Genomic DNA, 11,746 nt, shown 5'->3' with positions numbered 1-11,746 from the left:
GCGGGCCCGCCGCGGACGGCGGGCGGCCGGGGGCCGCGGGCCCGCTCGGCGCGGCCGAACTCGGCGCGGAGCCCGGCGAGCGGGCCAGCCTGGTCCAGTTCTCCAGCGCCTTCTGCCAGCCCTGCCGCGCCTGGACCGGGCCGACCACCTGGCCGTGCACGGCCCCCTGCCCCTCTACCGGCCCGAGGAACTCGTCGAGCTCGCCGAAGACATCGACCTGCGGGGCCGCGGCGGAGCCGGCTTCCCCTTCGCCCGCAAGCTGCGGGCGGTCATGCGGACCGCCCGCTCCCGCGACGGGCGCACCGCCGTCGTCGTCAACGGCAGCGAGGGCGAACCCAGCTGCCTCAAGGACAAGGCGGTGCTGCTGCACGCCCCGCACCTCGTCCTCGACGGGGCGCTCCTCGCGGCCGCCGCGCTCGGCGCCGACGACGTGGTCGTCGGCGTCACCCGCGACGACGTGGAGCGGTCCCTGCGCGCGGCCGTCGCCGAGCGCGGCCCGGCCGGCAGCCGCGTCCGCGTCGCCAGACTCCCCGAGCGCTTCGTCACCGGCGAGGGCACCTCCCTCATCAACGGCATCGAGGGCGCCCCCGCCCTGCCCAACGGGCAGAAGGTCCGCACCAGCGACCGCGGCCTCGGCGGGGTCCCCACCCTGCTGTCCAACACCGAGACGTACGCCCAACTCGCCGTCGCCGCACGGCTGGGCGCCTCCGGGTACTGCTCGTCCGGCCTGCCCACCGAGCCCGGCACCGTCCTGCTCACCGTCGCCGGCTCGACCGTCGTCGAGGTGCCGACCGGCACCTCCCTGGCGTACGTCCTGGAGCTGTGCGGATACTCCCCGGGGCAGGGCGTCCTCGTCGGCGGCTACCACGGCCGCTGGCTGACCGCCGCCGCCGCGCGCTCGGTGACGCTGTCCCGCCAGTCGCTGTCCTCCGTCAACGCCGTACTGGGCGCGGGCGCGGTGCTGCCCCTGCCTGAGGACACCTGCCCCGCCGGCGAAGTCGCCCGCGTGGCCCGCTGGATGGCCGACGAGTCGGCGGGCCAGTGCGGCCCGTGCGTCCGGGGCCTGCCCTCCCTCGCCACGGCCGTGGAGGAACTCGTCGCGGGCGGCGGCAGGGCGGCCTGGGACGCGATCGAGAACCGCATGCGGGCGGTGCGCGGCCGCGGCGCGTGCAGCCATCCCGACGGCACCTCCGGCTTCGTCGCCTCCGCACTCGCCGTCTTCCCCGACGAGCTGCGCGACCACGCCCTCGGCAGCGGCTGCGGCCGCCGCGTCGTCGGCGCGCTGCCCCTGCCCGCCGACGAGAACCCCGAACGGCTCGTCGTGGACTGGACGCTGTGCCGGGGCCACGGCCTCTGCGCCGACCTGCTGCCGGACGTCGTCCGCCTGGACGCGGACGGCTTCCCGGCGCAGGCCGTCATGCCCGTCCCCGAGCGGTACAGGGCGAAGGCCCTGCGGGCCGTGCGGCGCTGCCCCGCCCTGGCGCTGCGCATCCAGGAGTGAACCGGAGGCGGCGGCGCGCACGACCGGGAGTTCACCGGTTAGCGGCTTCTGACAAATTCCCCGCCGTATCCATTCCCAGCCCCTCCCGGGGTTTATGAATTACTCGGCAGCACAACCCCCGGGAAAACCCGAAGGAGCGAACGTGAACAAGATGCGCCGCGTGACAACCGTCGGATCGGTGGCCGCCGTCCTGATGCTGACGGCGGCCTGCGGAGGAGGCGGCGGCGAAGCGCGCGGCGGGAATTCCGTACAGCCCGTGGGCGCGGGGAAGTCCCTCGCGGACGCCTACGGAGCGGGCAGCGGCTACGGGGCCGCCCCCGGCGAGCTGAGCGGCTCCGGCGCCGGCTCCGCGGCCGGTGACGCCGCCGGCGGCGGCAAGGGCGGGCCGGCGGGGCAGCTCGCCGTGCGGGAGATCGCGTCGGTCGGCAGCGTCGTCACCGACGGCGCGGGGGCGACCCTCTACCGCTTCGAGAAGGACACCCCGCAGCCCCCGAAGTCCACCTGCGACGGCGACTGCGCCACGGCCTGGCCGCCGGTCCCCGCCGACGACGCCACCGCCTCCGCCGGCATCGACGCGGGCCTGCTCGGCGCGGTCACCCGCTCCGACGGGACCAAGCAGCTGACCCTCGCCGGCTGGCCCGTCTACCGGTACGCCAAGGACACCCGGCCGGGCGAGGCGAACGGCGAGGGGGTCGGCGGGACGTGGCACGCGCTGGCGCCCGACGGGAAGAAGGCGGTCGACAAGAAGCAGAACGCGGGTGGCGGAGGCCGGTCGGGGACGGGAATGGGAATGGGAATGGGAATGGGTGGCGGATCCGGTTCGGGAGGATATTCGCAGAATCCGGACAAGGAGCTTTCCGTCGCCGCGAACGAAAAGCTCGGCAAGATACTCGTCGACGGTCAGTGGCGCACCCTGTACCGCTTCGACAAGGACAGTGCGTGGCCCATGAAGGTCACCTGCGTCGGTGCGTGCGCGGAGACGTGGAAGCCCGCCGCCCCGGTCGACAAGACCAAGGCGTCGGGAATCCGGCCGGAACTGATCGGCACGGTGAAGCGGCCCGACGGGAGCGAGCAGCTGACGATCGACTGCTGGCCGGTGTACACGTTCACCGGCGACACCGAACCCGGCCAGACCAACGGCCACAACAAGCAGGGCCTGTGGTTCGCGGTCACCGAGACCGGCAAGAAGGCTCCGGTTTCGGCCGGCTGAGACCCGTGAGGAAAGCCGTGTTCCCGACCTCCGCCCGCCTGGCCGCCTGCGCCGCCGCCCTGCCCGTGCTGCTGCTGTGCGGCGGCTGCGGGGAAGGCGGGGCCGCCCCCGGGGACGGGGCCGCTGCACCGTCCGCCTCCCAAGCCCCCCGCCCCGCCCCGCTGGCGGAGATCGCCGGAGCGCTCGGCTGCACGCCCGAGGTCACCGTGGACGCCGAGGAACTGCGGGAGGGGGCCTGCGGCACCGGGCCGACCGCGTACCGGATGGCCACCTTCGGCACGGAGGAGGGCCGCAGCGCCTGGCTGGCGGAGGCGCGCGCCTACGGGGGCACGTACCTCGTCGGCCCCCGCTGGGTCGTCACCGCCGGGTCCGCCGAGGCGCTGGCCCCGGTGCGCGACCGCCTGGGCGGCGCGATCGAGTCCGCCCCCGGCCACGGCTCGCCCGCCACCGGCGGCCCCTCCCCCCACGAGGGGCACGGGGCACCCTGACGCGGGCCCGCGCAACCGGCCTGCGCGGTGCGCCCGCACACGACGGGGCGGCCGGCACCCTCCACCAGGGGTGCCGGCCGCCCCGTTCCGCTGCGCGTCAGCCTCTGCCGTGGTGTGAGGCGACGTGGAAGAGACGCGGCTGGACATCCACGGCGATGGCGGCCGCCTCGTCCATGTGCACGCGAGCCTCCGGGTTGGCGAGCATGGCGCGGTAGTGGGCCTCGCTCTCCCACTGCGCGTAGTTGATGACGCGCTCGCCGTCCTGGCTCGCGTGGAAGTTGGCGCAGATGAAGCCGGGTTGGTGCTTCATCGTCTCCTCGGTCGCGCGGGTGAGCAGGGCGATCAGTTCGTGCTGGCGCTCCGGTGCGACGGTGAAGACGTTGATGAGCGTCGCGACGGGGCGGCTGCTGTCGATGTTCGCGGTAACGGTCATGCTTCAAGTTCTCCCCTTACCCGCCGGGTCGTGCGCGCCCTGCGGCGAGAACCGCCTCGAACGGGTGGCGTTGCTGCCCCATCCGGCGGCAGGCGGGCCGGATCCGTCCTGCGCGCGGCACCCGGCCGCACCGCCCCGGCGGATACCGCGCGCCGCTTCAGGACGCCGTGGGCGCCGCCTCCGGCAGCAGGCGCGGCACCAGGCGTACGAACGCCGTCATGCCGAGCACCTCGACGAGCGTCTGCGTCACCACCACCGCGGCCGCGACGGCGAAGGAGTCGGGAAGGGCGAGGGCCAGGGGAAGGACGACGAGGGAGTTGCGGGTCGCGCCTGTGAAGACGACGGCCCGCCCGGCCCCCGTGCCGAGGCGGAAGAGGCGGGCCACGGCCCTGCCCGCGAAGGCCATGACGAGGAGGAAGGCCGCGTAGAAGGGGATGACGGCGGCGACGTCGGCCAGGCTGCCGCCCACCTTCGGGATCTGCCCGGCGACGACCGTGAAGAGGGTCGCGGCCATCAGGGGCACCATCGCCGTGGTCGCCGCCGCGGCGGTCCTCGCGCCGGCCGGACGGCGGGCCGCCCAGGCCTGGAGCGCCCAGGCGAGCGCGAGCGGGATGGCGATGAGGACGAGGAACGCCTCCAGGAACGGCCCGAACGCGCCGACGCCGGCGAGGCCCGACCCCATGAACACGGAGAGGAACACGGGGAGCAGGAGCATCTGCGCCACCAGCAGGAGCGGCGTGGCGGCGAGCAGGCGGCGGCTCGAACCGCCCGCCAGGCCCGTGAAGACGATCACGTAGTCCACGCACGGGCACAGCAGCACCAGCAGCACACCGAGGCGGACGGCCTGGTCGGCGGGGAGGAACGGGAACATCGCGGCCACCACCAGCGGGACGACGGCGAAATTCACGACCAGCGCGGCCGCCAGGAACCGGCCGTCGCGCAGGGAGCGGGCGAGGTCGGAGGCCGGGACCTGGAGGAACGTCACGAAGAGGAGGGCGCCGAGGACGGTATTGACGGCGCCCTCAAGGCCCGGGCCGACGGCCGGCACCAGCCATCCCAGCAGCCCGCCGGCCGCCATCGCCGCGAGGTGGATCGCGACCTGGCGGTCCTCCATCCGCTCGACCGGGCCCTTGGCCTTCCGCTGCTGCACGTCGCTCCGTACGTCTCGTTGCCCATCCCGCCCATGAGCGGCGGCCCCCATCCTCACACCGCGTTTCCCCCCGCGACCCATGGCCTACGATCTCCGCATGAACGACACCATGCCGCCGTGTCCGGAATGCTCCGGAACCTACACCTATGAGATGGGCGCGCTCCTGGTCTGCCCCGAGTGCGGACACGAGTGGTCGCCGGCCCCGTCCGAAGCCCCCGCCGGCGAGTCCGGCGAGAAGGTCGTCAAGGACGCGGTCGGCAACGTCCTCCAGGACGGCGATACGGTGACCGTGGTCAAGGCCCTGAAAGTCAAGGGCAGCCCGTCCGGCATCAAGGCCGGCACCAAGGTGCGCGGCATCAAGCTGGTGGACGGCGTCGACGGCCACGACATCGACTGCCGCATCGAGGGCTTCGGCAACATGCAGCTCAAGTCCAGCGTGGTCAAGAAGGCCTGATCCGGCGGACCCCGCGCAGGGCGGCCGGCGGCTCCCGAGGCGGCCCTCCCGGAGCCGCCCGGCTTCCTGATGCTGCACCACGGGCCCGGGGCACCCCGCTCGTCACGGTCGCCGCACACATCGGGTACGGCGCCCTCGTCGGGGGCTTCACCGCGCTCGGCGCCTGACCGCAGGCCCGCGACGGCAGAGGCGGCGGCCGCCGGCCCGCTTCCCGCGAACCGGCGGCCGCCGCCCCGGCGGTCCTCACGTCACACGCGGCCGACCGGGTCCTGGACGGACTTGGCCGCGGCCGCCTCGCCGGCCGCCGGCCCGCCGCCGCTGCGGCGCTTGCCGACCCACGCGGCCACGGGCTCGGTGTAGCGGGCGGTCAGCGGCCCGACCACGACCAGGACCAGCACGTACGCGGTGGCCAGCGGCCCCAGCTCCGGCTCGATCCCGGCGCTCACGGCGAGACCTGCGATGACGATCGAGAACTCGCCGCGCGCCACCAGGGTGCCGCCGGCACGCCAGCGGCCCTTGACACCGACACCGGCCCGCTTCGCGGCCCAGTAACCGGTCGCGATCTTCGTCAGGGCGGTCACGACGGCGAGCGCCAGCGCCGGCAGGATCACCGGCGGAATGCTCGCCGGGTCGGTGTGCAGGCCGAAGAAGACGAAGAACACCGCGGCGAACAGGTCCCGCAGCGGGCTCAGCAGCGTGTGCGTGCCCTCCGCGACCTCGCCCGACAGGGCGATGCCGACGAGGAACGCGCCGACGGCCGCCGACACCTGGAGCTGCTGCGCGATGCCCGCGACCAGCAGGGTCAGGCCGAGCACCACCAGCAGCAGCTTCTCGGGGTCGTCACTGGAGACGAACCGCGAGATCAGGCGCCCGTAGCGGACGGCCACGAAGAGGACCGCACCGGCCACGCCGAGCGCGATCGCCAGCGTCGCGCTGCCCGCCGCCAGGCTGACGCCCGCCAGCAGGGCGGTCACGATCGGCAGGTACACGGCCATCGCGAGGTCCTCCAGGACCAGCACGCTGAGGATCACCGGGGTCTCACGGTTGCCGAGGCGCCCCAGGTCGCCCATGACCTTGGCGATCACGCCCGAGGAGGAGATCCACGTCACGCCGGCCAGCACGACCGCGGCGACCGGCCCCCAGCCCATCAGCAGCGCCGCGAGCGCGCCGGGCACGGCGTTCAGGGCGAAGTCGACCAGACCCGCCGGGTACTGCGTCTTGAGGTTGGAGACGAGGTCGCTCGCCGTGTACTCCAGCCCCAGCATCAGCAGCAGCAGGATGACGCCGATCTCGGCGCCGATCGCGACGAACTCCTCGCTCGCGCCGAGGGGCAGCAGGCCGCCCGTGCCGAAGGCCAGGCCCGCCAGCAGGTACAGGGGGATGGGCGAGAACTGCAGACGGCCGGCCAGGCGCCCGAGCAGGCCGAGCCCGAGGATGATCGCACCGAACTCGATCAGGAAGATCGCGGAAGAGTGCACCCGTCACTCCCGTCCGAGTATCACGGCGGCCGCCTCGACACCCTCGCGGGTGCCGATCACGATCAGGGTGTCCCCGCCGGCCAGCCGGAACGCCGGCGTCGGGGACGGGATCGCCTCCGCCCGCCGCAGCACCGCCACGACGGACGCGCCGGTCTCGGTCCGCATCCGCGTCTCGCCGAGGGTCCGGCCGTTCCAGTACGCCGCGGAGGACAGCTCGACGCGCTCGGCGACCAGCCCCAGGCCCGTCGTCGACAGCAGGTTCGGGCTGTGGTGCGCGGGCATCAGCGCGTCGACGAGGGTGTCCGCCTCGCCACTCGTCAGGTGCAGCGACTGCGCGCAGGCGTCCGGGTCGTCCGAGCGGTAGACGTTGACGGTGCGTGTCCCGTCCAGGTGAGCGATCACCGACAGATGCTGGTGTTCCCGCGTGGTGAGGTCGTACTGCACGCCGATGCCGGGCAGCGGCGTGGTGCTCATCCGTGGAGCAGGCACAGCCCATCCCCTTCTGTTGGTCCTTCGATGGTGGTGCGAAATGCGGCGGGACCGGGCAGGTGACCGGGCGCGGCAGAAGGACATGTTGCCAGGTGCGAACATCGCCGGCACATGGGTGTCACCACGGATGGACAGGCGGCCCCGCACCCGCGAGGCTGGCGCGGGGACCCTGCGGCAACCGCAGGTCAGCCCCCGCATGACGACGGGCCGTACGGCGGCGACAGTGGAACCGCCGGACACGGAGAGGGGCGCGGACCATGTCGCTGTACCGGCGGATCTTCCTCCTCAACGCCGCCGTCCTGATCGCGGCCGCCCTGCTGCTCCTCGGGCCCGTCACCGTCTCCACGCCCGTCCTCTTCGCCGAGGCACTGGTCCTCCTCGCCGGCCTGGCCGCCATGCTGATCGCCAACGCCGTCCTGCTGCGCATCGGCCTCGCCCCGCTCCAGCGCCTCACCCGCGCCATGGCCACCGCGGACCTCCTGCACCCCGGCCACCGCGCCGACGTCACCGGCACCGGGGAGATCGCCGAACTGACCAGGACGTTCAACGCGATGCTCGGCCGCCTCGAAGCCGAGCGCGCCGCCAGCGCCGGCCGGGTCCTCATGGGACAGGAGGCCGAACGCCGGCGCATCGCCCAGGAACTCCACGACGAGGTCGGACAGACCCTCACCGCCGTCCTCCTCCAGCTCAAACACGCCGCCGACCACGCCCCGGAACCGGTCCGCGAGGACCTCCGCCAAGCGCAGGAGACCACCCGCGCCGGCCTGGACGAGATCCGCCGCATCGCCCGCCGCCTGCGCCCCGGAGTCCTGGAGGAACTCGGCCTGCACAGCGCCCTGCGCGCCCTGGCCGCCGAGTTCTCCACCTCCCGGCTCGGCGTCACCACCCACATCACGCCCGGCCTGCCGCAGCTCGACCCGGCGACCGAGCTCGTCTTCTACCGGATCGCCCAGGAGGCGCTCACCAACACCGCCCGCCACTCCGGTGCCCGCACGGTCGAACTCCACCTCCGCACCACGCCCGGCGGGGGAGTCGGCCTGCTCGTTCGCGACGACGGCAGGGGGATCGGCCCGGCCGCGGAGGGCGCCGGCATCCGCGGCATGCGGGAACGCGCCCTGCTCGTCGGTGCGGAGCTGCGCATCGGCCCCGCCCCGGCCGGCGGAACAGAGGTGCGTCTCGACGCCGCAGGCAGCACCACGGAACACCGGCCCCCGGAGAGCGCCCGATGACCCGACCGGCCCGCGTCCTGCTCGCCGACGACCACGCCCTGGTCCGCCGGGGCGTACGCCTCATCCTCGACGCCGAACCGGACCTCACCGTCGTCGCCGAGGCCGCCGACGGGGCCGAGGCCGTCGAGCTGGCCCGCGACCCCGGCGTCGACCTGGCCGTCCTCGACATCGCCATGCCGCTGCGGAGCGGCCTCCAGGCGGCCCGCGAGCTCGCCCGGATCCGCCCCGGCCTGCGGACCCTGATGCTGACGATGTACGACAACGAGCAGTACTTCTTCGAGGCGCTGCGCGCCGGCGCCTCCGGGTACGTCCTGAAATCCGTCGCCGACCGCGACCTCGTCGAGGCCTGCCGCTCCGCCCTGCGCGGCGAGCCCTTCATCTACCCCGGCGCCGAGACCGCCCTCATCCGCAGCCGCCTCGACCGCGTCCGCAGGGGCGACCCGCTGCCCGCCCGCCCCATCACCGCACGCGAGGAGGAGATCCTCACCCTCGTCGCCGAAGGCCGCACGTCCAAGGAGATCGCCGACCTCCTCGTCATCAGCACCAAGACCGTCGAGCGGCACCGCGCCAACCTGCTCCAGAAGCTCGGCCTCCGCGACCGCCTGGAGCTCACCCGCTACGCCATCCGCGCCGGCCTCATCGAACCGTGAGCGGCGCCACCGCGGGGCGCGGGCCGCCGGCGGTCAGTTCCGCCTCGCCGGCCAGTCGAGCAGGCGGGCACCGATGACCGCGGTGTGCAGCGTGTAGCGGTGCACGGGGTCGTTCGGGTGGAGACCGGTCAGGGTGTGGACGCGTTCGAGGCGGTAGGTGAGCGCGCGGACGCTCAGGGACAGCCGCCGCGCGGCCTCGGCGGCGGTGCAGCCGGTGTCGAAGTAGGCGATCAGGGTGTGGATCAGCGGCTGCGGCCCGCCGCGCGCCTGCTCCAGAGGGCCGAGCGTGGTCTCCACGAGGTCCACCAGCGCCTGCCGGTCGCGGGCCAGGACGGGGAAGACCAGCAGGTCGGCGGCGCGCAGCAGCGGCTCGTCGAAGCCCATGCGGTGGGCGACGTCGAGCGCGTTGAGCGCCTCCTCGTAGCTGTGGCCGATGCCGACGGCGCCCCGGCGGGGCCGGCCGATCGCGACCTGCCCGCCATCGGTCGCGGCGTGCGCCCGCTTGGCGAAGTGGACGAGGACGTCGTCCTGTTCGGCCGGCGCGATGCACACCATGCGGCCGTCCTTCGTGGTGAACAGGATGCGGCGCCTTTCGAACCGGGCGAACAGGCCGGCCTCCACCTCCCGCGGCACCGGGTCGGTCTCGTCGTACGGGGCGGGCCCCTCGGCGACCGCGACCGCGTGCGTACGGGACAGGCGCAGCCCGAACCGCTCGGAGCGGGCGGAGAGCTGCCCCGGGTCGCCGCGGCCGTGGAGGAGGTCGTCGATGAACTCGCGCCGGGCGGCCTCCTCCCGGCGGACGACGAGCCGCTGCGCCTGCTCGTACCCTTCGGCGAAGGCGTCGACGGCCTGCTCGACGGCGCTGAGGACGCTGTCCAGGTCGCCCGACCCGGACCGGCCGAGCCTGCTGGCCGCGAGGTGCTCGCGGACCAGGGCGCGCCATCCGTGCCCGGCCTCGGCCGCCTTGGCGCCGAGGACGCGCCGCGACTCCAGCTCGTCGCGGGTCAGGCGGCGGCCGGTCGCGGACGCCTCGGTGATGATCCGGCCGAGGCCCTCCAGGAAGCTCGTCTGTGTGGTGTGCTGCACCGGTCGGTGTCCCCCGTGGTTCTTGTGACGATGTCGCGAGTCTTGCACGGTGCCGTCGGCCACCCGGCCCCGCTCTGCCCTCAACTGCCGGTGTGGGCGGGGTCGATGCGCTCCGCCGCGGGCATGGAGACCGGTCCCGGGGGAGCGGGGCGGCGCGTGAGGCGGAGGGCGAGCGGCTCGGTCCACCGGGCGGCGACCGGCCCGAGGACGACGAGGATGAGGACGTACGCGGTGGCGAGCGGCCCGATGCGGGGCTCGGCGCCGACGGCGAGCCCGGCGATGACGATGGAGAACTCGCCGCGCGCGACGAGGGTGCCCCCGGCGCGCCAGCGGCCCGCGGACCGGATGCCGGCGCGGCGCGCCGCGTACCAGCCCGTGGCGATCTTCGTGAGCGTGGTGGCGAGCGCGAGGACGAGGGCGGGGACGAGGACGGGCGGGATGTCGGCGGGGTTGGTGGACAGGCCGAAGAAGACGAAGAAGACGGCGCCGAACAGGTCGCGCAGCGGGGTGAGCAGCGTGCTCGCCCCCTCGGCGACTTCCCCGGACAGGGCGATGCCGACGAGGAACGCGCCGACGGCCGCGGAGACCTGGAGCTCCTGGGCGATGCCCGCGACCAGGAGGGTCAGCCCGAGGACCACGAGGAGCAGCATCTCGGCGCTGTCGGAGGACACCGCACGGCTGATGACGCGCCCGTGGCGCAGGGCGAGGTACAGGACGGCGCCGACGGTGCCGAGCGAGATCAGCAGGGTGAGCGCGCCGCCCGCGAGGCTGACGCCGGCGAGCAGGGCGGTCAGGATGGGCAGGTAGAGGGCCATGGCGAGGTCCTCGATGACCAGGATGCCGAGCACGACGGGCGTCTCGCGGTTGCCGAGGCGGCCGAAGTCGCCGAGGACCTTGGCGATGACGCCGGAGGAGGAGATCCAGGTGACGCCGGCCAGCGCGACGGCGGCGACGGGCCCCCAGCCGAGCAGCAGCGCGGCGGCCGCGCCGGGCACGGCATTGAGCGCGAAGTCGACGGCGCCGGAGGGGTATTGGGTCTTGAGGCTGGTCACGAGGTCGGAGGCGCTGTACTCCAGGCCGAGCAGCAGCAGGAGCAGGATCACCCCGATCTCGGCGCCGGTGGCGGTGAACTCCTCGCTGGCGGTGAGCGGGAGGAAGCCGCCGTGGCCGAAGGCGAGCCCGCCGAGCAAGTAGAGGGGTATGGGGGAGAAGCCCACGCGTCCTGCGAGTCGCCCGAGGAGTCCCAGACCGAGGATGATCGCTCCGAGTTCGATGAGCATGACTGTGGTGGTGTGCACGGGCCTGTGTCCTCCGGTGGCGGTGAGGGGAAGGCGGCGGTGCCTTCGCGGGATCCCGGCGGCGGGGCGTGCCGCCGGTGGTGGAGCGCGATGCGGGTACGGCGACCGGACCGCGAGCGCGTGCGTCGCGCCCGGGTGCGGCGACTGCCCGGTGGGCGGCGATGCGCAGCTGGTAGCGGGAGTAGCGGCGGTGTCCGCCCTCGGAGCGGAGCGGGGTGATCAGGCGGGCCTCGCCGATGGCGCGGAGGAAGCCCTGGGTGGTGCCGAGCATGGCGGCGGC

12 protein-coding genes are annotated in these 11,746 nt (G+C 74.2%); 6 read left to right on the top strand and 6 right to left on the bottom strand.

Features of this window, described 5'->3' with window-relative positions:
• The first annotated feature begins 154 nt into the window (after positions 1–154).
• From EF903_RS19305 to EF903_RS19295, 3 genes are all read left to right on the top strand, one after another.
• Positions 155–1,501 (top strand): NADH-quinone oxidoreductase subunit NuoF family protein, encoded by a 1,347-nt coding sequence (locus tag EF903_RS19305; RefSeq protein WP_260615609.1) that lies wholly within the window; start codon positions 155–157, stop codon positions 1,499–1,501.
• A 151-nt stretch (positions 1,502–1,652) separates the two neighbouring features.
• Positions 1,653–2,711 carry an SCO0930 family lipoprotein gene (locus EF903_RS19300; protein ID WP_260615611.1) on the top strand — a complete coding sequence of 353 codons (1,059 nt, stop codon included), beginning with the start codon at positions 1,653–1,655 and terminating at the stop codon, positions 2,709–2,711.
• Positions 2,712–2,728: 17 nt separating this feature from the next.
• Positions 2,729–3,199, top strand: a complete 471-nt coding sequence (locus tag EF903_RS19295) for a hypothetical protein (RefSeq protein ID WP_125544839.1) — start codon at positions 2,729–2,731, stop codon at positions 3,197–3,199.
• A gap of 97 nt (positions 3,200–3,296) precedes the next feature.
• Here EF903_RS19295 and EF903_RS19290 read toward each other — a convergent pair whose 3' ends face one another.
• Positions 3,297–3,632 carry an antibiotic biosynthesis monooxygenase gene (locus tag EF903_RS19290; RefSeq protein ID WP_125544836.1) on the bottom strand — a complete coding sequence of 112 codons (336 nt, stop codon included), beginning with the start codon at positions 3,630–3,632 and terminating at the stop codon, positions 3,297–3,299.
• 157 nt (positions 3,633–3,789) lie between these two features.
• On the bottom strand, positions 3,790–4,746 hold the full coding sequence (locus EF903_RS19285) for a bile acid:sodium symporter (RefSeq protein WP_185902727.1): 957 nt from the start codon (positions 4,744–4,746) through the stop codon (positions 3,790–3,792).
• A gap of 133 nt (positions 4,747–4,879) precedes the next feature.
• Between EF903_RS19285 and EF903_RS19280 the strand changes: the two genes are divergently transcribed.
• Complete coding sequence (locus tag EF903_RS19280; RefSeq protein WP_125544833.1) at positions 4,880–5,236, top strand: zinc ribbon domain-containing protein YjdM; 357 nt, start codon at positions 4,880–4,882, stop codon at positions 5,234–5,236.
• A gap of 248 nt (positions 5,237–5,484) precedes the next feature.
• On the opposite strand, the gene EF903_RS19275 is transcribed toward EF903_RS19280, so the two are convergent.
• Together EF903_RS19275 and EF903_RS19270 are read right to left on the bottom strand one after the other, a co-directional pair.
• Positions 5,485–6,714 carry a cation:proton antiporter gene (locus EF903_RS19275; RefSeq protein ID WP_125544831.1) on the bottom strand — a complete coding sequence of 410 codons (1,230 nt, stop codon included), beginning with the start codon at positions 6,712–6,714 and terminating at the stop codon, positions 5,485–5,487.
• A 3-nt stretch (positions 6,715–6,717) separates the two neighbouring features.
• Entirely contained in the window at positions 6,718–7,188 is a 471-nt protein-coding gene (locus tag EF903_RS19270; RefSeq protein WP_125544829.1) for a cation:proton antiporter regulatory subunit, read from the bottom strand.
• 272 nt (positions 7,189–7,460) lie between these two features.
• Between EF903_RS19270 and EF903_RS19265 the strand changes: the two genes are divergently transcribed.
• Together EF903_RS19265 and EF903_RS19260 are read left to right on the top strand one after the other, a co-directional pair.
• On the top strand, positions 7,461–8,432 hold the full coding sequence (locus tag EF903_RS19265) for a HAMP domain-containing sensor histidine kinase (RefSeq protein ID WP_125544827.1): 972 nt from the start codon (positions 7,461–7,463) through the stop codon (positions 8,430–8,432).
• Positions 8,429–9,082, top strand: coding sequence for a response regulator transcription factor (locus EF903_RS19260; protein WP_125544825.1), 654 nt, complete (start codon positions 8,429–8,431; stop codon positions 9,080–9,082). Before EF903_RS19265 ends, EF903_RS19260 begins: the two co-directional genes overlap by 4 nt.
• A gap of 33 nt (positions 9,083–9,115) precedes the next feature.
• Here EF903_RS19260 and EF903_RS19255 read toward each other — a convergent pair whose 3' ends face one another.
• Both EF903_RS19255 and EF903_RS19250 read right to left on the bottom strand, forming a co-directional pair.
• Positions 9,116–10,168, bottom strand: coding sequence for a CdaR family transcriptional regulator (locus EF903_RS19255; protein ID WP_125544823.1), 1,053 nt, complete (start codon positions 10,166–10,168; stop codon positions 9,116–9,118).
• 80 nt (positions 10,169–10,248) lie between these two features.
• On the bottom strand, positions 10,249–11,466 hold the full coding sequence (locus tag EF903_RS19250) for a cation:proton antiporter (protein ID WP_125544821.1): 1,218 nt from the start codon (positions 11,464–11,466) through the stop codon (positions 10,249–10,251).
• Positions 11,467–11,746 lie beyond the last annotated feature (280 nt).

The organism is Streptomyces sp. WAC05292 (assembly GCF_003949955.1).
GTDB lineage: Bacteria > Actinomycetota > Actinomycetes > Streptomycetales > Streptomycetaceae > Streptomyces > Streptomyces globosus.
The sequence above is the reverse complement of the archived record's forward strand: the minus strand, read 5'-3'. Positions and strand labels throughout refer to the sequence as shown.